25 protein-coding genes are annotated in these 22,069 nt (G+C 33.8%); 3 read left to right on the top strand and 22 right to left on the bottom strand.

Translation table 11 applies throughout. From position 1 onward, the window contains the following. Positions 1–30: 30 nt before the first annotated feature. The gene (locus RMO83_RS01925; protein WP_310557981.1) at positions 31–1,062 is read left to right on the top strand and encodes a LacI family DNA-binding transcriptional regulator; all 1,032 of its coding nucleotides are present in this window, start codon (positions 31–33) and stop codon (positions 1,060–1,062) included. Between the two features lie 59 nt (positions 1,063–1,121). Here RMO83_RS01925 and RMO83_RS01930 read toward each other — a convergent pair whose 3' ends face one another. From RMO83_RS01930 to RMO83_RS02020, 19 genes are all read right to left on the bottom strand, one after another. Next, positions 1,122–2,738 carry an altronate dehydratase family protein gene (locus RMO83_RS01930; RefSeq protein WP_310557982.1) on the bottom strand — a complete coding sequence of 539 codons (1,617 nt, stop codon included), beginning with the start codon at positions 2,736–2,738 and terminating at the stop codon, positions 1,122–1,124. A 25-nt stretch (positions 2,739–2,763) separates the two neighbouring features. Continuing rightward, the gene (locus RMO83_RS01935; protein ID WP_310557983.1) at positions 2,764–4,206 is read right to left on the bottom strand and encodes a tagaturonate reductase; all 1,443 of its coding nucleotides are present in this window, start codon (positions 4,204–4,206) and stop codon (positions 2,764–2,766) included. 5 nt (positions 4,207–4,211) lie between these two features. Beyond that, positions 4,212–5,612, bottom strand: a complete 1,401-nt coding sequence (gene uxaC, locus RMO83_RS01940; RefSeq protein ID WP_310557984.1) for a glucuronate isomerase — start codon at positions 5,610–5,612, stop codon at positions 4,212–4,214. A 566-nt stretch (positions 5,613–6,178) separates the two neighbouring features. Beyond that, positions 6,179–6,829 carry a 3'-5' exonuclease gene (locus RMO83_RS01945; RefSeq protein WP_310557985.1) on the bottom strand — a complete coding sequence of 217 codons (651 nt, stop codon included), beginning with the start codon at positions 6,827–6,829 and terminating at the stop codon, positions 6,179–6,181. Next, positions 6,830–8,734: a DUF294 nucleotidyltransferase-like domain-containing protein gene (locus RMO83_RS01950; RefSeq protein ID WP_310557986.1), complete on the bottom strand. Its 1,905-nt coding sequence runs from the start codon at positions 8,732–8,734 to the stop codon at positions 6,830–6,832. Between the two features lie 62 nt (positions 8,735–8,796). Further along, positions 8,797–9,570 carry a TerC family protein gene (locus RMO83_RS01955; RefSeq protein WP_310557987.1) on the bottom strand — a complete coding sequence of 258 codons (774 nt, stop codon included), beginning with the start codon at positions 9,568–9,570 and terminating at the stop codon, positions 8,797–8,799. Between the two features lie 93 nt (positions 9,571–9,663). After that, a complete protein-coding gene (locus RMO83_RS01960) occupies positions 9,664–10,044 on the bottom strand; it encodes a DNA topoisomerase IV (protein WP_310557988.1) in 381 nt (126 codons plus the stop codon). Positions 10,045–10,097: 53 nt separating this feature from the next. Next, complete coding sequence (locus RMO83_RS01965; protein ID WP_310557989.1) at positions 10,098–10,679, bottom strand: DUF1572 family protein; 582 nt, start codon at positions 10,677–10,679, stop codon at positions 10,098–10,100. 1 nt (position 10,680) lies between these two features. After that, entirely contained in the window at positions 10,681–11,253 is a 573-nt protein-coding gene (locus RMO83_RS01970; protein ID WP_310557990.1) for a pentapeptide repeat-containing protein, read from the bottom strand. After that, a complete protein-coding gene (locus RMO83_RS01975; RefSeq protein ID WP_310557991.1) occupies positions 11,253–11,555 on the bottom strand; it encodes a type II toxin-antitoxin system RelE/ParE family toxin in 303 nt (100 codons plus the stop codon). The genes RMO83_RS01970 and RMO83_RS01975 overlap by 1 nt, the downstream gene beginning before the upstream one ends. Next, positions 11,540–11,770: a hypothetical protein gene (locus RMO83_RS01980; protein ID WP_310557992.1), complete on the bottom strand. Its 231-nt coding sequence runs from the start codon at positions 11,768–11,770 to the stop codon at positions 11,540–11,542. Before RMO83_RS01980 ends, RMO83_RS01975 begins: the two co-directional genes overlap by 16 nt. Before the next feature lie 28 nt (positions 11,771–11,798). After that, positions 11,799–12,020: a DUF6095 family protein gene (locus RMO83_RS01985; protein ID WP_310557993.1), complete on the bottom strand. Its 222-nt coding sequence runs from the start codon at positions 12,018–12,020 to the stop codon at positions 11,799–11,801. 6 nt (positions 12,021–12,026) lie between these two features. After that, entirely contained in the window at positions 12,027–12,854 is an 828-nt protein-coding gene (gene murQ, locus RMO83_RS01990) for an N-acetylmuramic acid 6-phosphate etherase (protein WP_310557994.1), read from the bottom strand. A 19-nt stretch (positions 12,855–12,873) separates the two neighbouring features. Then, positions 12,874–13,722 (bottom strand): hypothetical protein, encoded by an 849-nt coding sequence (locus RMO83_RS01995; protein ID WP_310557995.1) that lies wholly within the window; start codon positions 13,720–13,722, stop codon positions 12,874–12,876. Between the two features lie 97 nt (positions 13,723–13,819). Further along, positions 13,820–14,164 carry a DUF5615 family PIN-like protein gene (locus tag RMO83_RS02000; RefSeq protein ID WP_310557996.1) on the bottom strand — a complete coding sequence of 115 codons (345 nt, stop codon included), beginning with the start codon at positions 14,162–14,164 and terminating at the stop codon, positions 13,820–13,822. A gap of 2 nt (positions 14,165–14,166) precedes the next feature. Further along, positions 14,167–14,406, bottom strand: a complete 240-nt coding sequence (locus RMO83_RS02005; RefSeq protein WP_310557997.1) for a DUF433 domain-containing protein — start codon at positions 14,404–14,406, stop codon at positions 14,167–14,169. Between the two features lie 90 nt (positions 14,407–14,496). Next, positions 14,497–15,579, bottom strand: a complete 1,083-nt coding sequence (locus RMO83_RS02010; protein ID WP_310557998.1) for an SGNH/GDSL hydrolase family protein — start codon at positions 15,577–15,579, stop codon at positions 14,497–14,499. 19 nt (positions 15,580–15,598) lie between these two features. Further along, the gene (locus RMO83_RS02015; RefSeq protein WP_310557999.1) at positions 15,599–16,267 is read right to left on the bottom strand and encodes a ZIP family metal transporter; all 669 of its coding nucleotides are present in this window, start codon (positions 16,265–16,267) and stop codon (positions 15,599–15,601) included. A gap of 118 nt (positions 16,268–16,385) precedes the next feature. Continuing rightward, complete coding sequence (locus RMO83_RS02020) at positions 16,386–17,150, bottom strand: class I SAM-dependent methyltransferase (protein WP_310558000.1); 765 nt, start codon at positions 17,148–17,150, stop codon at positions 16,386–16,388. 69 nt (positions 17,151–17,219) lie between these two features. On the opposite strand from RMO83_RS02020, the gene RMO83_RS02025 reads away from it, so the two are divergent. Beyond that, positions 17,220–18,419, top strand: coding sequence for a THUMP domain-containing protein (locus RMO83_RS02025; RefSeq protein WP_310558001.1), 1,200 nt, complete (start codon positions 17,220–17,222; stop codon positions 18,417–18,419). Between the two features lie 92 nt (positions 18,420–18,511). Next, complete coding sequence (locus RMO83_RS02030; RefSeq protein ID WP_310558002.1) at positions 18,512–18,748, top strand: hypothetical protein; 237 nt, start codon at positions 18,512–18,514, stop codon at positions 18,746–18,748. A gap of 62 nt (positions 18,749–18,810) precedes the next feature. Here RMO83_RS02030 and RMO83_RS02035 read toward each other — a convergent pair whose 3' ends face one another. From RMO83_RS02035 to rlmD, 3 genes are all read right to left on the bottom strand, one after another. Next, the gene (locus RMO83_RS02035; protein ID WP_310558003.1) at positions 18,811–19,638 is read right to left on the bottom strand and encodes a DUF6048 family protein; all 828 of its coding nucleotides are present in this window, start codon (positions 19,636–19,638) and stop codon (positions 18,811–18,813) included. Next, a complete protein-coding gene (locus tag RMO83_RS02040; protein WP_310558004.1) occupies positions 19,610–20,149 on the bottom strand; it encodes a DUF6452 family protein in 540 nt (179 codons plus the stop codon). Before RMO83_RS02040 ends, RMO83_RS02035 begins: the two co-directional genes overlap by 29 nt. Positions 20,150–20,346: 197 nt before the next feature. Then, complete coding sequence (gene rlmD / locus RMO83_RS02045) at positions 20,347–21,762, bottom strand: 23S rRNA (uracil(1939)-C(5))-methyltransferase RlmD (RefSeq protein WP_310558005.1); 1,416 nt, start codon at positions 21,760–21,762, stop codon at positions 20,347–20,349. Positions 21,763–22,069: the final 307 nt, after the last annotated feature.

Genomic DNA, 22,069 nt, shown 5'->3' on the forward strand with positions numbered 1-22,069 from the left:
ATTCACAAAAATATTTTATTAAAATACTGTATGAGCCTCAGAACCACGATTTATGATATTGCAAAAGAACTTGATATTACTGCTGCTACAGTTTCGAGAGCTTTGAATAACAATCCTAAAATAAGTGAAAGTACTCGAAAATTGGTGTTGGAGACCGCAGCTAAAATGAATTACAAGCAGAATCGTTTGGCTTTGGCTCTTCGTAGTGGAAAAAGTAACAATGTTGGTGTTATTGTACCTCGTATTGATAGTAATTTTTTTGCATCTGTAATTCGCGGCATCGAGGAAGAATTATATCCAGAGGGATATCACGTTATTATATGCCAAACCCGCGAAGATGAAACTAGGGAATTGGAAAATATTAATACGCTTTTAAATACTCAAGTTGACGGAATTTTAATGTCTATTTCTAATGTCATTGAAGAAAATAATCGAGCCTTTAAGCGCATTGTAGATAAAAACGTCCCACTAGTATTTTTTGACAGAAAAAAAAATATCGATGGAGTTAGTTCAGTAACCATTAATGATTTTGAAGGCGGTTACTTAGCCACAAAACAACTTATTGAGCAAGGGTGCACTCGTATATCGCATTTTACAGGAGATCAAACTTTAGAAATTTTCCAAAATAGAACCAAAGGATTTAAAAAGGCTTTGATAGATAATAAAATGGAATTTAATGAAAATTATATGTTTCAGATAAAAAGTAGTGTTGAAGCAGGAAGACAAGTAATGGAAAAATTACTGAATATGGAAAACCCACCTGATGCATTATTTTCTACCAGTGATTTTGCCGCGTTGGGCGCTATTCAAGTATTAAAAGAAAAGGGTATAAAAATACCGGAAGAATTTTGTGTTTTTGGCTTTGGTAACGAGCCTTTTACAAAGTTTATGGAACTTTCAATTTCATCGGTTGACCAATCACCTTTAGAAATGGGTAAAATGGCAGCCAAAGTATTTTTGGAACAAATTAATAATACCGAAAATCTAAAAACAGAAAAAAATGTGGTCTTAAAACCTGAATTGCACATTAGAAAATCATCATCAAGAGATACTGTTCTATAAAAAAAGGTGTAAGAATTTTAAATTCCGACACCTTTATTAACCAAACAAATTAAAATATTCTACAAAGAAACCCCTCTTTTCCAGGGGATAAAATCATTTTGGTTTAGAATTGCCGCCTTAGTTTTGATAGTACCACTGGCAACATTGATTATGAATTCCAGCATTTCATCAGCCATTTCATCGATAGTTTTTTCACCAGTAATAATTCCACCAGTATCAATATCGATAATATCAGACATTTTTCTAGCCAATTCAGAATTAGAAGAAACTTTTACAACGGGTGCAATAGGATTTCCAGTTGGAGTTCCCAAACCTGTTGTAAATAAAACCATATTGGCTCCTGAACCCACCATTGCTGTAGTACATTCTACATCATTTCCTGGCGTACACAATAAATTTAAACCTGGTTTGGAAATGTATTCTCCATAATCTGAAACACCTACAATTGGAGAGGTTCCTCCTTTTTTGGCAGCTCCAGCTGATTTCATTGCATCCGTAATTAATCCGTCTTTAATGTTTCCTGGTGAAGGATTCATATCAAAACCTGAACCCGCATCAACAACTGTTTTTTCGTACCATTTCATTAATTCCAAAAAGCGCTTTCCATCTTTCTCTTCATTGCAACGGTTTACCAATTCTTGTTCCACACCACACAATTCAGGAAACTCTGAAAGAATAGTTGTTCCTCCTAAAGCAGTAAGCAAGTCAGAAGTGACGCCCAATGTTGGATTTGCAGAAATTCCCGAGAATCCGTCAGAACCGCCACATTCTAAGCCAATTTTTAATTTTGATAATGGGGCAGGAGTTCTTTCGAGTTTATTCGCTTCTTTTATAGCGGCGAAAGTATCTTTTACAACGCTACTCAGCATAGCTTCAATGGTTCCAATGGATTGTTGGTCGTAAATCAATACGGGTTTTGTGCTATTAGGATTTATTTCATTTAATGCCTCTTTGAAAATGGAGATTTGCAAGTTTTGGCAACCCAAACTCAAAACAGTTGCTCCAGCCACGTTCGGATTGTTTACATAACCCGCCAAAAGTTTAGCCAAACTATGCGAATCTTGACGAATTCCACCACAACCACCTTGATGGGTTATGAATTTTACTTCAATATTTTTGAATAAATTAGCCTCAGCCGATTTGCCCGCAGCTTCAGCTAAACCATTTTTTGAACTTACAAGAGAACGAAGTAATAATTGATAATCGTTTTCTTTAGGTTTCATTACTTCTTTTTCGAAAATATCTTTTAAGATTTCGATATTTCTATTTTCACAAAAAACCAATGGAAAAAACAACCAAACATTTTCAGTTCCTACTTGACCATCTTCTCTTTGATACCCTTGAAAAGTTCTGTTTTTCCATTTGTCAACATTAGGAACGGTCCAACCAATAGTCTCTGTTTTTGCAGTTACTTTGGCACTTTCGTGTTTTACATTTGCAGTAGAAAGGAGTCCGCCTTTTGCAATAGGAGTACTTGCTTTTCCAACCAAAACCCCATACATAATAATTCTTTCTCCTATTTCAAAAGGATACATTGCAATTTTATGCTTCATTTTTACATCAGTCTCTATTGTTATTGCCTCTCCTTCAAAATGGATAAGCTCGCCAGCAACTAGATTTACTAACGCTACCGCGACATTGTCAGAAGGATTTACTTTTAGTATTTTCTTTTGCATAATATAAATAGTAAGTTTGAATTTTTTAGATGTTTTTGCTAAAATTAGCAAAACCTTGCTCGATACCGTTGGCTTCAATTTCGTTTAAAGCAAATACTGTAGCTTCTGATAAACCTTCGATTTTTGTTAAATCTTCACCCCAGAATTCGATATTAGCTAAAACTTTAGCAACAACCAATTTTAAAGTTTCTAATTGCCAAGCAACTTTAAATGCTTCAACTATTTCTTGAGAATCTTTAACAGGCAACACTTCGTTATTCCAGGTTCCTTTGTAGAATTGGATTAAACAAGCTAAGGAAAAAGTCAAATTAGTGGGCAGTTTTTTATTCGCATTATAATATCCTACTAAACTAGGCAAGACTCTTACTTTGAATTTTGAGATAGAATTTAAAGCAATATCAGCCAATGCATGTTTGATAAATGGATTTTTAAATCGATCCATTACTTCTTCAGTATAGGCAAGGATTTCATTTTTGTCCATATCAAGGGTTTCGCTAATTTCACTAATAACGTTGTTGACGAATGTTCCAGTAAAACTTCCGTTAACGGTTTCCATTACTAATTTGTTACCATACAAAAGTGAAAAAGGAACCATTGCGGTATGTGCACCGTTTAAAATACGAACTTTTATCATTTTAAAAGGTCGAATATCGTCAACAATTTTTACATTCAAATTCGTTTGATGAAAAGGCAATTTTGCTTTTAAAGCATCACCGCCTTCAATTGCCCAAAGGAAGAAAGGTTCAGCAGCAACAATTAAATTGTCTTGATACGCTAATTTGTTATTGTATTCTTCAATTTCAGCTCTTGGATATCCCGGAACAATTCGGTCCACCAAAGTACTATGATAGGTGCAAGCATCCGATGCCCAAGTTTTGAAATCAGCTCCTAATTTCCATAAATCGCAATATTGCAAAATATATTTCTTTAAAGTCTCCGAGTTGTAATCAATCAATTCACAAGGAATAATAGTCAACCCTTTGGCAGCATCTCCATTATAATGTTGGAATCTTTCGTGTAATAAAACAGTCAATTTTGCAGGAAATGATACCGGTGGTTGCATATTTTGCGTATCAGTTTCGATAAATTCAATTCCAGCTTCAGTAGTATTGGATATAATAAATTGAAGTTGCTCTTCTTTGGCTAAGGATATATAATCTGCAAAATCAGAATATGGATTAATCCCTTTTACAATATTGTTAATTAACTCAATATCCTGAATTTTATCTCCTTTTTTGATTCCATTCATAAACAAAGTGTACAAACCATCTTGGTCGTTAATCATGTTTATCATACCGTCTTTCAATGGTTGAACCACGGCAATTCCAGCATTGAAACCAACTTCTTTATTCAATCTTTGAAAAGCATAATCGACAAATGCTCTCAAAAAATTACCTTCTCCAAATTGAACTACTTTGATAGGTTGTAACTTTTCTAAACCTGTATTTATTCTATTTAATTTTATCATTTTTTTTAAATTTTGAAGTATTCTTTGGCATTATTATAACTAATATCCGAAACCATTTTTCCAATCCATTCCATATCATTAGGCAATTCGCCTCTTTTAATTTCGTCACCCAATAGATTGCAAAGAATTCGTCGGAAATATTCGTGTCTTGGGAACGATAAAAAGCTTCGTGAGTCAGTCAACATTCCGATAAAACAGCTAATCAATCCCATATTGGAAAGGGCGTTTAGTTGCTTGGTCATTCCGTCTTTTTGATCTAAAAACCACCAGCCTGAACCAAATTGTACTTTTCCTTTAACACTTCCGTCATTGAAATTCCCAATCATAGTCGCCATAACTTCGTTATCAGCTGGGTTTAAATTGTAAATAATTGTTTTAGCCAATTTATCTTTACTGTCTAATGCGTTTAAGAAAGCAGAGAGTTTTTGTGCTTGAGGATTGTCTCCAATAGAATCCCAACCTGTGTCAGCACCCAAAATGCGGTGCATACGAGCATTATTATTTCTCAAGGCACCTAAGTGGAGTTGTTGCACCCATCCAAATTCGTGATAGGTTTCGAATAAATAGAATAAAATGGCACTTTGGAATTTCAATGCTTCGTCAGTAGTCAATCCAGCATTTTCTCTTTTCTTTTTGAAGATGGCTTTGACTTCGGTTTCGGTATAATTTTCGAAATACACTTGATCTAAACCGTGGTCACATATTTTGCAATCATTCTTATCAAAGTAATCAATTCTATTTCGCAAAGCCAAACATAAATCAGCATAAGTGTTGATCGCAATTCCTGCAGCTTGACCTAATGCATCAACATAATCGTTGTATCCATCGTTTGAAATCAAGATAGCTTTGTCAGGTCTGAAAGCGGTTCCAACCTTTACTTCGAAGTCGCTTTTCGCAATTTGTTGATGAAATTCTAAAGTGTCAATTGGATCTTCGGTCGTACAAACATAAGAAGCGTTTACTTTGCGAAGCAAGTTTCGAGTGCTGTATTCAGGAGAATTTATTTTGGCGGAAGCTTCTTCGTAAATTCTTTCAGCCGATTTCTCGTTTAGCAAATCGTAAATATCAAAATAGCGAGCCAATTCTAAATGTGTCCAATGGTACAATGGATTACGCATAGTGTACGGAACCGTTTTTGCCCAATTCAAGAATTTATCCTTATCAGAACCGTTTCCTGTGATAAATTGTTCGTTGATTCCTAAAGTTCGCATGGCACGCCATTTGTAATGATCTCCGTTGATCCAAACTTTGGACACATTGTCAAAGATTTTATCTTCGGCGATCGCTTGCGGCGGTAAATGATTGTGATAATCGATAATAGGCTGATTTTTAGCATAATTATGATACAATTCTTCAGCGTATTTATTTTCTAATAAAAAGTTGTCGTTTATAAATTGTTTGCTCATTATAAATTTCTTAAAGTATTAATCTTCATTATATAGTTTGCCAATTCACTCCTTATAGAACAGATATTGACTATTTCACTTTTCATCATATCCATTATAAATAGATCTATTACATTCGTTTAATAATTTTTACATCAATTAGAATTCAAAGTGTTTTTAAGAGAATGATTTGTCCTATTGAATAAAAATGTAATCGATTACACAAAAGTAAGTTTTATTTTTTTATTTCCTATTTTTCGAACATTTTTTTTGTGTGTAGACACAAATTATAGCGTCATCATTAATTAAATCGATAGTTGAGATACTCAACAATTTGATGATAAATGGTATCAATTTAGACTAATTTTACTAGGGTTAGCGTTATAGATGATCAATTTAATCCTTGCGAAGTTTCGGGATTATTTGCTTTTTATTCATTTCTAATTTTGTATTTGAAATTAGAGTTAAAACCAAAGTTGATAGTGCCTTTGGTGGCATTAAAATAATTTTGTCTGCACAGACTGTTTTGAAGTATATTATAAAATTTTGAAGGAAAGAATTCAGAGGTCTTGAATTTGTAATTTTCCTTATTTGAATAATTGCTTCAGGCTAAAACTCTTTTTTTCTTTCAATTTATTCAATATTTTCAAAAAAGCAATTGCCGTAATATAAGCATCGCCCATAGCTGTATGACGGTCTTTTTTGGAAATATCAAATTTATCGGCAAGATCATCTAAAGTATAACTGTCTTTTCTAATGAGAAGCGGAGAATACAGCAACGTTTTTTTGTAAAGATGGGCAGTGTCAATGGTTTTGTTTTTTAGTTTTGACAAACCATTTCTTTCCAAAGCTTTATTGATCATGGTAATGTCAAAAAGAGTATGATGTGCCACGATAATGGAGTCGCCCAAGAAATCAAGAAATTGTTGCAAACTCTCTAACTCGTTGGGACGATTTAAAACGGATGCTCTTAAAATTCCGTGAATTTGAGCGGTTGCTTTGTTGTAATGTTCTTGCTGAATGTAAACCTCCAAACTTTCCTGAAGTGGGATCCGATAATTCTGCAAAACCACCGCTCCGATGCACAATATTCGGTCCTTTTCATAATTAAAACCGGTAGTTTCGGTGTCCAAAACGATAAAACGTGTCGATTCAATATCTCCTTCTAGGTCATCAAATTTATCAGAATTGCCAATGAGGTTTCTAATAAATTTTTTGATGTTGGTCATGAAATCCATCTATAAAATGTTTGAAGCATTAAAACGAATACGAATGAGTTCTTGCAATTCTTTGATGGTTTTAAAAGTGCTTTTTAATTTCAATTTTTCGGTTTTGGACAATGTTTCCAAAGAAATAAACTGCCCCGAATCATTATGCAATAGCCCTTGATTGGTTCTGAATCGTAACAAAATCTTATAGGAAGATGCACAAGACAGATACAACTCCGCATTTTGAGGTTCTAACTCTGCTAATTTTTCAAATCGCTCTACTGTATTGCTGATGGATTTTACGGAATGAGATAGGATTAAAACTCTCGCAGCATCGGCAAGTGGCATTAACGCTCGGTTTTTGATATTAAAAAAGTCCTTGTTAGCACCATCTTGTTCTAATAAAAATTCTCTAAAAAATCCTGTCGGCGATGGACTTTGTAAAGCACCACTAACCAAATGGATGTAAAATGTTGGATTGGCTTTTACGTCTTCAAAAATAAAATCAGACAAATTATTAACAAGGTCCTTATTTCCATAAACCGAACTATAATCAAAAAATATAAAGGATAATAGTACTTCATTTTTTCCAGTATTGGTAATCCAATGGTGTACTTTGTTTTTGCATTCGCTAAGACTCAAGCACCAATTGGGATTAGAAGCCATCATTTCGGCGGGACAATATTCGTAACCTATTTCAAAAAGTCCTTTATTGATGCGAGTTGCCAAATCTAGAAAATAGTTTTTTGTTGATTCCGCTGATACTTCTGAAACATCTTCATAAACTAAAGCATTATCTTGGTCAGTTTGTAATAATTGCTCACTTCGTCCTTGACTCCCCATAGCTAACCAAGAAAATTGCACTGGTGGTGGAGTGTCCATTTTTTTCAACACAATTTCAATTACTTGTTTGGTACAAGCATCATTCAATTCAGAAATTATTTTTGACGTCAGCATCATCGGTATGTTTTGATCCAAATAGCCCTTTAATAATTGTAAAATAGCCCCGCGAATTAACTTGATTTTCTTGTATTTTTTTGCACGTTTTATGGCTCTCATCAATACTGCTGGATTATTTCCAATCGACACCATAACATCGTGTTTGGATAACATGCCAACCGCTTTAGTATTCGTAGTTCCATCTTCTGTGATGCATAAATGACTAATGTCAGTCTTCATCATTGCCATTTGAGCTTGAGTGATTGTCATTTTAGTGGGATAGGTAATCACTGGAGTCGTCATTATTGCAGAAGCAATAGTTGTGATTGGATATTCTCCCGTTACAATTTTGTTTCTCAAATCTTTGTCTGTAATGATACCAATTGGGAGATTTTGCTCGACCACAAGAATGGCGCCCACATTTTTATCAATCATAATTTTAGCCACGTCTTGGGCCGTGGTTGATGGCCAACAACTTATTATCTTTTTGGAATATTTTACTTCTTGAAGGTCCAATAATTTGGTGTCGGCTTCAATTTCCTCTCCGTATAGTTTCCCTCTATGACTTTTAGAAAAGGGGTTTAATGTATTAGATGCAAAGCTTTCTATCAAAAAATTACCAACAGTTTTGTTTTCAAGAGCATAAGGCCTAAAAACACTAATAGGAATGGCATAAAGTATGGTTTCTTCATAGGTTCGAGCTTCCATTTTGTAGTTTTCGTGGGCGATGAGAGGTCTTAAACCAAAAATATCCCCTTCGTCACACATATCCAAAATATCACTTTGTTCATCTGCTATAAGCGCTACAGCTCCCTTGTGAACAACATAAAAACTGTCGTGCGTTTCTTCGTTTAAGGCAAAAACAACACTATCTTTTTCTTTATAAATGATTGTTATCTGTTCCGAAATGATTTCGATGTCTTTTTGTTTTAAAAAACTAAAAGGAGGGAAGTTCTTTAAAAAGTCGGCAACTCTTTGTGAGATGGTGTTTTTCATAGTGCTAAATTAATCACTTCAATATAAAAAAAGCCCCGAAAAGGAGCTTTGATTTAATTATTTTATTTCTTTTTTTTATCGACTTTCATATTCAAAAACTCCACAAAAAGCGAGAAGGAAATCGCAAAATACAAATATCCTTTCTGCACTGGTGTAACGTGTCCGCCAAAGATTAAGGCATTCGATAAATGAGCACTTTCTGTTATTAACATAAATCCAATTAAGATTAAAAATGATAATCCCAGAATTTGAATAGAAGGGTGATTGTTGACAAAATTTCCAACCGGAACCGCAAATTGCATCATAATCAATACTGAAATTATTACGGCCATAATCATAATATAAAGTGCTCCTTCAACTCCATTTGTCATCCCAACAGCCGTTAAAATACTATCGAAAGAAAATACCAAATCAATCATAATAATTTGCAATAGCACGTCTTGAAAGGATTTGGAAGCTGCTTTACCAATTTGTTTCTCTTCTTCACCTTTTTCTTCCACTTTTTCGTGAATTTCTTTCGTGCTTTTATAAATCAGGAATAATCCTCCGAATAATAGGATAAGACTTTGTCCAGTAACTCCAGCTGAAAACCAGCTAAAATCAATATAAAACCACGGCTTCTTCATTTGAATCAAAAAACTGATGCCAAATAATAATGCAATTCTCATAAACATAGCCAAAAACATTCCCACTTTAGTAGCTTTTTTTCTTTTTTCTGGCGGCAATTTTCCGGTAACAATCGATATAAAAATAATATTGTCGATTCCGAGAATAATTTCCAGAAAAGTCAATGTTAATAAGGCAATCCAAGCATCAGGATTTAAAAATACTTCCATTTTTTTTGTTATGAGTTAAGAGTTATGGGTTTAGAGTTAGAAGTTTAAAATTGCTTAAAGTTATTTAAACTGCACTCTGAAATCTGCAACCTGCTATCTGCTATCTGAAATCTTCTCCACCGTTCCGCGTTGTTTTTGATCACTTCCTACAATTCCAAATTCAAAGGTATAGGAATTCTTTGAAGTGGTCAAGATTTTCATGTTAATTGCGTTTTTTTCAGCCCTATTCTTTGGGTGAATTTTTTGCAAAATATATTCGCAATCATTTACCCATCGAATACTGGAAGTGTCTGTTTTTCCTTCGAAGGTTTCAATTTCGATGCTGTCTTTGCGTTCAAAAACAGTGGTTTTATTTACACCTTCAACCTTGTATTCAAATTTGAATTTGCCTGTTTTGAAATCCTTGCAATTGTGTTCTGTATTATAACAAGACATTAATAATAGTATCGGAAGTAGTAAGATTATTTTTTTCATTGCCTATCTTTATTGAACCTCGTAGGTTTTTTAAACCTGTAATGTTCGTTGGTTTATTTCAATTTGTTTAACTCATCATCCGTAAAATTCCGAATGCTTTTCTCTTTGGAGAATTTGTCTGAATTGTAATTATTGGACTTGTTTTTTGGAATTGACAAACTAGTCCATTCACTTTTTTTCAACATTTTGGCATAGAAAACAATTTGTCCAATATGATACGGATAATGTGCCAATTGTCTATTTATCGCTTCAATTACAGTATGCCCTTCGTTTCGGATATAAATAATGGTCGAAAGTTGTTCATTATGCAATCTATTCAAAGCATCTAAAAAACAATCCCAGCCTTTATTCCAAACGTTTAATAATTCTTCCTTGTCATTCCCGAGAAAACGGGAATCAAATTCCAAATCGCGATTTCGCCATTCTTTCTCACCATCCGAACTTAGAAAATCCGTCCAACGCGAAAGCATATTTCCCGAAAGATGCTTCACAATCGTTGCAATACTATTAGTATCTTCATTTATGGAAACAAAAAGTTGTTCAGGTTCGAGCTGATCCATCGCTTTTTCTCCCAAGGTTTTATAATAAAGAAATTGTTTTTTTACGCTTTCTAAATAGGAATTTGTCGTTTCCATTTTACTCGATTTTTATATCATATTTATCCAATAGTCCCACAATTCCTTGTGTCGAAAACTTCGCTTTTCGCATCGGATTAAATTCAGGATCTATTTTATAGTTGTAAGCCGTTTTGAAATCAACTCCAGCCAATTGCGTATCATTGAAAATAGCATTTTCTAAATTACAATTTTCAAAACTAGAATTTATTAGATTCGTTCCAATAAATGAAACTTCTTTCATCGAACAGGAAGCAAACTTTGTTTTCGGCATTTTCTTATTGGCAAACGACGAATAATCTAAAACACAATCCTGGAAACTGACGCTGAATAGAAAATCAGCACACAAATGGAAGAGTATTCCTAACAATTTACAATCTTTGAAATGTAACGTTTTCAGACTTGTACCAGTTAATTGAGTCATCGACAGATTGCAATCAATGAACTCGCAATCCATAAAAGTGTTGTTGCAAAAATCGCTATTCGAAAAATCACAATTCTTAAAAATACAATCTTCAAACTCCCTATTATTGACTTTTTTGTCAATAAAAGAAACTTTTTCGAACGTTTTATGGGTGTGTATCAGGTTTTCCATTAGAATTTTTTTGGTTTCCTTGCCGTGGGTCTAACTCTAAGAATCTGAATGAAATCTGTGGTAATTTGGTATGAAATCATATAGTCATAAACATAATACACTCTGAAACTACCATCGTTATTTGTTCTTTTAGGGTCAAGTTTGTATATTTCTGGATTGGTTTTTAGAATTTCGGTGCTTTCAAAAATCGTATCAACCGCTTTGTCGGCAATTCGAATAGATTTACTTTCAAAAAGAATATAAAAATGAATATCTTCTAATTGTTCTAAAGCATCGGAAGCCCAAATTATTTTCTTCCCCATTTTTTTGAAATTTCCCTTGCTTCATCCTCAGAATGAAAATTACCATTCTTAATGCTTTCTAATGCTTTTTCAATATCGATGTTGTAATCAACATCTGTCGCTTCAGTGGTTGAGTTTACTGACAGTAATAAATGTTTTAGTTTGTCAACAAAAGATGGGTCTTTCACTTTGTCAATTTCTTGATGTATCCAATTTATTTCTGCTTGAATATCCATAAGTTGTAATTTTTAGTAAATGTATGAATTAATCATTAAATAAACTTTGTACCATAGTTTTCAACCCCAAAAAAAGTAAATAAACAGCTCCGACACAAGTCGCAATTCCGATTCCTAAAACCAAATAGTGCCATACATTTTGCTTGTTCATAAATGCATTATAAATCAAAGACGGACCAATAAAAAGTAAAGGCAAAGCCCAAGCTAAATATTTTATAGATTTGGACAGAAGTTCTTTGTTTGTTGACATTTGAAGTTAGAAATTAGAAGTTGGAGGTTGGAAGTTATTAACAGCTTTTCGAACACTGCCATATTTTGCTAATAATTCGGATGCTTCTTCATATGAAACTGGAATTTCTCCCATAATCATTTTCACGCCGCGATCCACGAGTTTGTTGTTGCTCAATTGCATATCGACCATCTTGTTGCCTTTTACTTTCCCGAGTTGAATCATTGTCGCAGTCGAAATCATATTCAATACTAATTTCTGTGCCGTTCCCGCTTTCATCCTGGAACTTCCTGTTACAAATTCGGGACCTACAACAACATCTATAGGAAATTTTGCTGTTTGCGAAAGTGGACTTCCTGCGTTACAAGAAATACTACCTGTGGTTATTTTATTTTCGTTGCAAGATTGCAAACCACCAATGACATAAGGCGTTGTTCCCGACGCCGCAATTCCAATTACTACATCATTTTCGTTGATGTTTTGTTCTTGCAAATCGATCCAAGCCTTATTGGCATCGTCTTCGGCATTTTCTACCGCACGGCGAATGGCTTTGTCACCACCAGCAATGATGCCGTTGACTAAATCAAAAGGAACACCAAATGTAGGTGGACATTCCGACGCATCCACAACGCCTAACCGTCCGGATGTTCCTGCGCCGATGTAAAACAATCGTCCGCCGAGTTTCATTTTGGCAACAATTTCATCAACCAAAATCTCAATTTGAGGCAAAGCTTTTTCAACAGCAAAAGGTACGGTTTTGTCTTCCTGATTTATATTAGATAATAATTCTGAAACCGACATTTTTTCTAAATGTTCGTATTTCGAGGATTGTTCGGTGGTTTTTGTGAAGGTCATTTTTGATTCTTATTTATTTTCAAATAATAGACTCATTTCTAACAATGATATTTTTATTTTCCAATTCTTTTTTCATTTCCAGCCAAGTTTTATCAGTTAGGCTTCCTGCAAGATAAAACTTTGTTTTAAAATTTTTTGTTATTATTCTTATCTTATTAGCTTGTTTTGGCTGACTTTCAAAAACAATTTCTTTTATGTTTTGAATTGCATAAATGTCTTTCTTCCAAAAAAAGTAATGGTTTTTCACAACAAAATATTTTTTTGATATTTCAAAGAAATGTAGCATACAAGAGTTGATAATAAACCAAAACAAACATAAAGGCATAAATAGCAAGAAAGAATTAGTGTTTATGGGTTTGTTTGAAAATATTGGAATCATATTTATGAAAACAATAAACCCCCACATTAAGACTCCTCTAAATGAAAATATTGGATTCCCTTTATATGTCACAAATAATTCTCGGTCTATACCTATTGGATTTATTTCTTGTTCTTTAATTTCAATTTCTTCTTTTTTATCAATGACAACATCTTGAATTAAGCATTTAATTTCAGAAATATTGGAATAAAAATCATCAAATATTTGAATTTTTGTGGTGTCTTTAAAAGTCAAGGCGGCGCATTCACCAGAAGTAAATATCATATCTCCTTTGCCTGTGAGTTTTACTAATGATAATTCTTCCCAAGAATAAAAAGTATTCTTATGCAATAAACCTTTATTACTTAATTTGAAAATTGGAGCATTTTTGAAATAGCCAAAACTCAAAGAGAACGCTATTGCGATAACAATAAAAAAAATGTAATAACCAATATTACTGTTATCTCTAATGCTAGCTGAAAGAAAAATTGCCCCAATTCCAATAAGCAATATATTATAAAACAATAAACTTAAGTAAAATTTATAAGGATGTCTTTTTGAGGTTATTTCCATGTCATCTAATTAAATATTAAATACGTAATTGTTTTCATTTGATACATTCAATATGATTTTCTTTAGCGATAATAATTCTTGAATTTTCAATCTCGGCTAGAATTTTGTCCCAATTGTCGTTGAAATATTGGTGTAACTGTTTCAACGAGCAATTGCCTAATTGAAAATAAATTATTTTTGGAGCGGTCGAAGAAACCAAAAAACGGTTATAAAAGTCAGTGTCTTTTGTGAGAATGACTAATTTGTTATATAAAGCATAATTCCATATATCGGTATCGCTCATTTGCAAATCAATATCAGATACAAAAATAAAATGATTGTCATTAAAAAAACTGAAATATTTTGGAAGATTTACATCAACTAAAAATGAAAAACCCATAGTTAACTGGCTAGCTGAACGTCATTTTTATAAGACGATAGATTTTTTAGAGCAAAAGCAATACAAGCCTGAATGTCTTCTTTTTCAAGAAATGGATAAGCTTCTATAACAGTTTCTACAGTATCTCCAGCGGATAAAAACTGTAAAATGGTTTCTACCGTAATTCTCATTCCTCTGACTGTTGGTTTGCCATTGCAAACATCTGGTTTTATTGTAATTCGTTCTAAAAGAGTTGCTTCCATTTTAATCTTTTTACAAATTTACTAAATAAATTTCGAGGAAATGAATTTAAAATTGAATTAAAAAAGATCTAGCTTCAACTATAATTTGTTTTACCATTTAATATTTTGGTTTATAAAAGCAATCAAGCTATCGGCCATTGCTTTCTGTTCATTCACTTTTGGATGACCAGGCGTATTTTTATAAGTAAAGAAATGAGAATATATTTTTTTGTCTTGAAGGTTTTCCAACGCTTTCACAATATAATTTGGCCATTTTGAACCTTCTTTGGTAGCGTCCATATTTCCTAAAGCACAAATAATGGTGGTGTTTGGGTATTTCTGTCTTATTGATTTTACGAAGTTTTCATACGATTTGATTATAAAATCCTCATTGGGTTTTTGACTTCCGAATTTCCTTTTGAATTCTTCATGAGTAGGTTTATTTACAAGCCAAGAATCATTTTGAAATAAATTTATGACCACAACATCAGGGGTGTAATTATTGAAATTCCATTTGGTGTTTATATCGTGAGGATCCGTTAAATCGTAAATATCGGGCATTGTGGTTGGAAACCAACTTACCGTAATTCCGATGCCGCTATTAGCAATGCAGGAAAATTGAGCGTCAAAATGTCGGGCAGTTATCGCACCATAAGTTAAATAATTGTTTTCGAAATGTCCCGTTCCAGAATCTTTCCCGTTGATAACTTCGTTGCCGTAACCACAAGTAATCGAATCACCATAGAACTCTATTTTCTTTTTTTTAGGTTTTGATTTTGGTAAAATAGTAGCATTTTCATTGGTTTCAAATCCATAAAAAAAAGTTTGCCCTTTTCCCCATTCTGTACGTTTGAAAAGTTGAATTTTGTGTGTTCCATTACTCAAATTTGAGGCAAGAACATAGCTTTTTTTGATGGTGTCTAGCTGAATTTTTGAAATTACCTTTTCGTCTAAAATTACATTGTAGTAATTAGACGTATCTGCATCTTTTAAAATGGCCGAAATTTCAGAACCTTTGAAATTCAAGCTTATCGAAGAACCCGACCAATTGACACAAGCCGCACTATCACTAAATGCAATTCTCCCCTCATACTGGATATTAGGGTTGTTAAATCGAATCAGCTTTTTTTGAGCTGAAATAATTTTGGGTGCAAAAAAAAGTATCGAAATCAATAAAAAAACATTAATTTTCATAAAACAAATTTTTTAAAAATTAGATAAAATTTGCAGCCAATATACCAATAATTATCATTGAAATCTTGGCAATATTGAACTTATGTCCTTCGCTACTTTCGAAAATAATGGTGGACGAAATATGGAATAATATCCCAATAACAACAGCGGTAATTTCGGTGTAATATTTATTTAAAACGGGTAAATAGTCTGAAATAATGGTTCCCAAAGGAGTCATAATGGCAAAGGTAAACATAAAGACAAAAATTGCTTTTTTGTCCAATTGCGCATTAATAAAAAATAGCGTCAATATGATGGCAATCGGCAAATGATGAATGGCAATTCCCAAAGCTAAACTATGATGATGACTTACGGGAAATCCTTCCAAAAAAGCGTGAATACAAAGGCTGATAAACAGCAACCAAGGCATTTGTTCCATTTTTTCGTGACCGTGAACGTGACCGTGTTCAGCACCTTTGGAAAAAAATTCTAAAATGATTTGGAATAAAATTCCCGCCATTATAAAAAGTCCAGCATTAGAATTGTGACTTTCGTAAACCTCAGGCAATAAGTGCATCACGGTTAAAGACAGTAAAAACGAACCGCTAAAAGCCAACAATAATTTAAGATTGTTTTTGCTTTTTGGTTTTAAAAACAAAGCAATACCATATCCTAAGAGGACCGAAAATAAGGGTAAAAGGTAGTTCATTTATTTTTTAAAAGTTTAAGATTGTTTAAAGGTTTAAGGTTGTTTTAAAGTGGTTTAAGAGTTTAGGTTGCTGAAAACATTGCAAACTTCCCACTCCTAACTTCCATCTTCTAACTTCTTATTTAAATATCATTATTAACCGTTCGCTATCGGTTTTGTGAAATTTTTTCAGTTTGTAATCTCCAAAAATATCCAACAAAAATATTCCAGCTTGTTCCATCATTTCTTCAAAGTCTTGAAGCGTTAACGCTTTAACTTTTTCGGTAAAATGGAATTTCTCGTCTTGATCTTCAAAATCAATTTCTTTGTAAATATGTCCGTCATTTACATAGCGTTTGATATGAAAGTGAATGTTTTCGACGATTTTTATTTCTTCTGGAACCAGATTGCCAATGACTTGGTTTACATTCATAAAATCGATTACGGCAAAACCGTGTTCAGTTAAGCTGTCTTTCATCGCCTTCAAAGTGGTCAAATTGTCTTCGTCATTTTCGAAATACCCAAAGCTGGTAAACAAATTAAATATAGCATCAAATTTATCTTCGAAAGTCTCTCGCATATCGTGAACCTGAAAATGCAAGTTTTTATTTTGGTTTTTATTGGCTTCGGCAATGCTGTTTTCAGACAAATCAGCACCCACAACTTCGTAACCCAATTGATTCAAATAGATCGAATGGCGCCCTTTTCCACAAGCTAAATCCAGCACTTTTGCCTTTTCTGGAAGGTTGAGGTAATGCGTAAGATTATCCATAAAAAGCTGGGCTTCTCTATAGTTTCGCTCTTTGTAAAGGATGTGATAATAGGGAGTGTCAAACCAAGAGGCAAACCAAGTATTGGTAGTAGGTTTTGCGTCTGGGGTGTTTGGTTTTAGTGAATTCGGCATTTATTCTTTTTCTTATAATTCAAGTCCTGCAAATTTAGTGTATTTTTGCACCGAATACTTGATTTTACAATGGAAAATAATTTTAGAATGATTGCCAAAACCTTTTTTGGTTTTGAAGAAATACTAGCAAATGAACTGAAAATGCTTGGCGCACAAGATGTGGAGCAAGGTGTGAGAATGGTAAGTTTCAAAGGGGACAAGGGTTTTATGTACAAAGCTAATTTGTCTTTGAGAACGGCTTTGAAAATCCTGAAACCTATTTATTTCTTCAAGGCAAGAGATGAAAACGGTTTGTACAAAGGAATCTCGGGTGTAAACTGGTCGAAATTTATTAGTGCCAATCAGACTTTTGTGATTGATGCCACAGTACATTCGGAGTATTTTAATCATTCGGAATTTGTTTCTCAAAAATGTAAAGACGCTATTGTTGATCAGTTTCGCGAAAGAACAGGACAACGTCCGAGTATTGAGAAAATCCATCCAGACTTGAGAATTAATATCCATATCGACAAAGACCAAGTTTCTGTGGCTTTGGATACTTCTGGTAATTCTTTGCACCAACGGGGTTATAGAACCGCCACGAATATTGCTCCTATCAACGAAGTATTGGCAGCCGGAATTCTTATGCTTTCCGGTTGGAATGGTCAAGGCGATTTCTTAGATCCAATGTGTGGTTCGGGAACATTTTTGGCGGAAGCTGCAATGATTGCTTGTAATATTCCGGCAAATATCAACCGTAAGGAATTTGCTTTCGAAAAATGGAACGATTGGGACAATGATTTGTTTGACCAAATTATGGATTCCTTGATGAAGAAAATTTGGGAATTTCATTACACCATAAAAGGCTACGACAAAGCGCCATCGGCAGTTTTGAAAGCAAAAGACAATATTAAAAATGCTAATTTGGACGAGTACATTTCTATCGAGGAACGTAACTTTTTCGATACGGAGAAAACTTCGCAAGGGAAATTACATATGGTTTTTAATCCGCCTTATGATGAGCGACTAGACATTCATATGGAAGAATTCTACAAAAACATTGGTGATACTTTGAAGAAAAATTATCCAGGAACCAACGCTTGGTTCATCACCGGAAATCTCGAAGCTTTGAAATATGTAGGACTAAAACCATCTCGAAAAATCAAACTTTTCAATGCCAGCATCGAAGCGAGATTGGTCAAATACGAAATGTATGAAGGAAGCAAGAGAACAAAGTTTGCTTTGCCAGTTCGCCTTGATGGCTCGGGTCAAATTCCAGAAGAAAGTTAGTAAATTCAGTTTCAATAGCTATCAGGAACAAATAGTGGTATTCAGAATTGTTAAACTCTTAACCCATAACTAATAACTTATAACCCAAAAAAATGACCAAATTACAATTACGTGCTTTTCTATACCAACTAGGATGTTTTGGAATACTATTTATTTTGTTCCGATTTCTGATTGGAAATTACACCAATGTAGAAGGACTATGGATTTCGATGTCCGCATTTGTCGCCGGAACTCTTTTGGCACCAAAATTTTATGCTACTAAAACCAAAGACGGAGAGAAATTATTTATGTCGTGGCTTTTTGTAAAAGGAATTAAGGAAATAGGATAAAAAGAATTTTGAATTTTAAATTACGAATTACGGCTCTTCTGGAAATTCGTAATTCGTAATTCCTAATTTGTAATTTCTTTTTTAGCTTTTACCGTCTTTTTATATAACGGAACAAAATAAGTAACGGTATAGTTTAATCCAGCCCCAAAATTTCCAGCATACGTTCTGTTGAAGCCCGGAATGTATAGGTTTTCGAAGTTATCACTGGGTTTTTTGTCAAAAACTAAGGTGTTCATTCGAAGGCTGAAACCTACAAATATATTGTTATACACTTTTACTTTTATTCCGGCCACTACCTCAATCCAGCCAGCGGTCAATCCGTTAAACGTTTTTCCAGAAACTTGCCAAGGCATTTCTCCCCAATACGGATTTGAATTGTAGATTTTGTAACTGTTTAATTCCTGATTAAAAGTGCTAAAACCACCACGCAAACCAATGGAAATGATATTTTCCATATCCAACCAGTTTTTGTATGCATTGTAATCAAATCCCACTTTTATGTATGTTCCTTTAGTGGTGGAATTCAATCGGTCATCTTCGGTAGTTTTGTCTTCGCTTCCCAGTTCTGCGGCTGCATAATAATTTTTCGTTAAACGGTAATCACCCACGAATTCGATTCCTTTATAATTAGAATCATACAAGCCACGGGTCAATTTATACAAATCTAGTCCCACTCGAACTCCATAGCGGTCTTTTTTTACAGGTGCAATAGTGTCAGTTTTTTTTGTTGTCGCTGTTTTAGCATTCGCCTGTTTTGGCGATTCTGGAACTTTGGCTTCAGAATTCTTTTTTTCTGAAAGGGTTTTGGTCGGATTAGTTTCTTGTGCCTGAGTTAATAGCGTTAACAGCAGAAAACAAAAACTAAAAATATACTTTGATATGTGTTTCATTTTCGTTGTCTATGTTGCTTTTTTGGATAAAAATAGCTTTCATCCATTTTTCTTTGGTATCCGGCACTGAGGTATGAACAAATGGATTGCTTGTTTCAAAAGTAAAAACTGTTTTAAAACCGCAAGCTCGCGATACAAAAACATTATTTCTACTGTAATTGAACGTTATTGCGTCGATGTCTATCAATGTAGGATTTGAATTGCCTGAATTGAGAATAAAATTGTATTTAGTTGCATTTGCATCTGTCTTTAATGGAATTGAAATGGTACTTCCATTGGCTAAATATTGTGCTTCTCCCGTTGCGCCAGCAGTAAAGACGATACCGTTGGTCATTCCTTCACCTATAACTTTCAAATTCGTTACATCCTTTCTTACCGTTGGATTACTAACGTTGTAAAAGTCAATAATCAAACGCGGCGTAGTGGGCGTATCGCCGTCGCAAATATCGTCTTTCTCACAGCTGGAAGAGGTGAATATTATAAGTATTAAAAGAGCAAATATTTTTTTCATATGTTTCTTTAAACTTCAATAGCAATGGCAAAAATCAATTTCAATGTCAAAAATCAATTTCAATGTCAAAAATCAATTTCAATGTCAAAAATCAATTTCAATGTTAAATATCAAACTAGCAACTGCTTACTTTTAAGTCACTACAATTTAAAATCTGATCACTAAATTTCTGAACACTGAACACCGCACACTGAACACTAATTCCTTCTTTCCAAAAGTACAACATTTTCTACGTGATGCGTTTGTGGAAACATATCTACAGGTCGAACACGTGTGACTTTGTATTTTTCGTCCATTAAAGCCAAATCTCTAGCTTGCGTTGCCGAGTTGCAACTTACATAGACAATTTTTGAGGGTTCAATTTTCATAATTTGTTCAATGACAGCTGCGTGCATTCCATCTCTCGGTGGATCGGTAATAATTACATCTGGTTTGCCGTGTTGTGCAATAAAACTTTCGTTGAAAACCACTTTCATATCGCCTACATAAAACTCGCAATTCGTAATTTTGTTGCGTTCTGCATTGGCTTTGGCATCAATGATAGCTTCTGGAACGCTTTCTACACCAATTACTTTTTTAGCATTTTTCGATACAAATTGTGCAATCGTTCCAGTTCCTGTGTATAGATCATATACGATTTCTGTACCAGTCAATCCAGCGAAATCTCGGGTGATTTTATACAATTCGAATGCTTGGTCGGAATTGGTTTGGTAAAAAGATTTGGCATTAATGCTAAATTTCAAGCCTTCCATTTCTTCCAAAATATAATCTCTTCCTTTGTAAAGTTTGATGTTTTGGTCGTATAAAGTGTCGTTTGCCTTATTATTTACAACATATTGAAGTGAAGTAATTTGCGGGAATTGCTTATAAATATGGTCTAAAAGTAATTCTCTATTTGCTTTGTCATTTTCGAAAAACTGAAGTAAAACCATAATTTCACCTGTCGAAGCAGTCCGCATCATCAAGGTTCTAAGTAAACCTTCGTGATTTCTTGGATTGAAGAATGTTAAATTATTTTCATTGGCGAAAGCCCTGATTTCATTCCGAATAGCATTCGATGGGTCTTCCTGCAAATGGCATTTATTGATGTCCAAAATTTTATCCCACATTTTCGGAATATGAAAACCCAACGCATTTCTATTTCCCAAGTCTTCGGTGCTGTCGATTTCCTTTTCGGTTAGCCAACGGCTGTTCGAAAACGAAAATTCCATTTTATTTCTGTAGAAAAATTGTTTTTCCGAACCCAAAATCGGTTCAAAATCTGGAAGTTCTATTTTTCCAATGCGTTGCAAATGATTTTTGACCTCATTTTGTTTGTAAAACAATTGCTGGCTGTAGTTCATATTCTGCCATTTGCAACCGCCACAAACGCCAAAATGTTCGCAAATAGGTTCGATTCTGTGCTCTGAGAATTCGTGAAATTTCACCGCTTTTCCTTCGTAATAGGCCTTACGCTTTTTGAAAGTTTGCACATCAACCACGTCGCCCGGAACCACATTGGGAATAAAAATTACTTTTCCATCTGGGGCTTTTGCCACCGATACGCCTTTTGCACCTGCATCAAGGACTTTTATATGATCAAAAACGATCTTGTCTGTATTTTTCTTCGCCATAGCGCAAAAATAAGGGTTTGAATTGTTTTATAAATTTAAAAAAAGAAATATTTTTTTAAAAGAATCTATTTCTAGAGGAAAACAATCGACGTTGACACTAAAAATAGTTGAAATGGATCGATTATTTCAAATCGATTCAGGATGAAAAAATTAAAATTATAAATACAGAATCATTGTTGTCCGATAAAAACTTGAAAAGCTACTATTTATAAGCATTTCAACTGTTTTGCTTGTTTTTTAGTGTTCTTTGTAGAACTCAATATTTGAAATTTAGAAAAATATTTTTTCAAATATTGAAGTTTTAAGA

The organism is Flavobacterium sp., from assembly GCF_031423415.1.
GTDB lineage: Bacteria > Bacteroidota > Bacteroidia > Flavobacteriales > Flavobacteriaceae > Flavobacterium.

Coding starts and splice junctions, on each gene's coding strand:
- RMO83_RS01980 (WP_310557992.1), bottom strand. CDS start 11,770: ATGGATATTCAAGCAGAAATAAATTGGATACATCAAGAAATTGACAAA.
- RMO83_RS02040 (WP_310558004.1), bottom strand. CDS start 20,149: ATGAAAAAAATATTTGCTCTTTTAATACTTATAATATTCACCTCTTCC.
- rlmD (WP_310558005.1), bottom strand. CDS start 21,762: ATGGCGAAGAAAAATACAGACAAGATCGTTTTTGATCATATAAAAGTC.
- RMO83_RS01935 (WP_310557983.1), bottom strand. CDS start 4,206: ATGATAAAATTAAATAGAATAAATACAGGTTTAGAAAAGTTACAACCT.
- RMO83_RS01945 (WP_310557985.1), bottom strand. CDS start 6,829: ATGGATTTCATGACCAACATCAAAAAATTTATTAGAAACCTCATTGGC.
- RMO83_RS02005 (WP_310557997.1), bottom strand. CDS start 14,406: ATGGAAGCAACTCTTTTAGAACGAATTACAATAAAACCAGATGTTTGC.
- RMO83_RS02025 (WP_310558001.1), top strand. CDS start 17,220: ATGGAAAATAATTTTAGAATGATTGCCAAAACCTTTTTTGGTTTTGAA.
- RMO83_RS01925 (WP_310557981.1), top strand. CDS start 31: ATGAGCCTCAGAACCACGATTTATGATATTGCAAAAGAACTTGATATT.
- RMO83_RS02030 (WP_310558002.1), top strand. CDS start 18,512: ATGACCAAATTACAATTACGTGCTTTTCTATACCAACTAGGATGTTTT.
- RMO83_RS01970 (WP_310557990.1), bottom strand. CDS start 11,253: ATGGAAAACCTGATACACACCCATAAAACGTTCGAAAAAGTTTCTTTT.
- RMO83_RS02000 (WP_310557996.1), bottom strand. CDS start 14,164: ATGGGTTTTTCATTTTTAGTTGATGTAAATCTTCCAAAATATTTCAGT.
- RMO83_RS01955 (WP_310557987.1), bottom strand. CDS start 9,570: ATGGAAGTATTTTTAAATCCTGATGCTTGGATTGCCTTATTAACATTG.
- RMO83_RS02010 (WP_310557998.1), bottom strand. CDS start 15,579: ATGAAAATTAATGTTTTTTTATTGATTTCGATACTTTTTTTTGCACCC.
- murQ (WP_310557994.1), bottom strand. CDS start 12,854: ATGACCTTCACAAAAACCACCGAACAATCCTCGAAATACGAACATTTA.
- RMO83_RS02020 (WP_310558000.1), bottom strand. CDS start 17,150: ATGCCGAATTCACTAAAACCAAACACCCCAGACGCAAAACCTACTACC.
- RMO83_RS01975 (WP_310557991.1), bottom strand. CDS start 11,555: ATGGGGAAGAAAATAATTTGGGCTTCCGATGCTTTAGAACAATTAGAA.
- RMO83_RS01960 (WP_310557988.1), bottom strand. CDS start 10,044: ATGAAAAAAATAATCTTACTACTTCCGATACTATTATTAATGTCTTGT.
- RMO83_RS01930 (WP_310557982.1), bottom strand. CDS start 2,738: ATGCAAAAGAAAATACTAAAAGTAAATCCTTCTGACAATGTCGCGGTA.
- RMO83_RS01985 (WP_310557993.1), bottom strand. CDS start 12,020: ATGTCAACAAACAAAGAACTTCTGTCCAAATCTATAAAATATTTAGCT.
- RMO83_RS02035 (WP_310558003.1), bottom strand. CDS start 19,638: ATGAAACACATATCAAAGTATATTTTTAGTTTTTGTTTTCTGCTGTTA.
- RMO83_RS02015 (WP_310557999.1), bottom strand. CDS start 16,267: ATGAACTACCTTTTACCCTTATTTTCGGTCCTCTTAGGATATGGTATT.
- RMO83_RS01950 (WP_310557986.1), bottom strand. CDS start 8,734: ATGAAAAACACCATCTCACAAAGAGTTGCCGACTTTTTAAAGAACTTC.
- RMO83_RS01965 (WP_310557989.1), bottom strand. CDS start 10,679: ATGGAAACGACAAATTCCTATTTAGAAAGCGTAAAAAAACAATTTCTT.
- uxaC (WP_310557984.1), bottom strand. CDS start 5,612: ATGAGCAAACAATTTATAAACGACAACTTTTTATTAGAAAATAAATAC.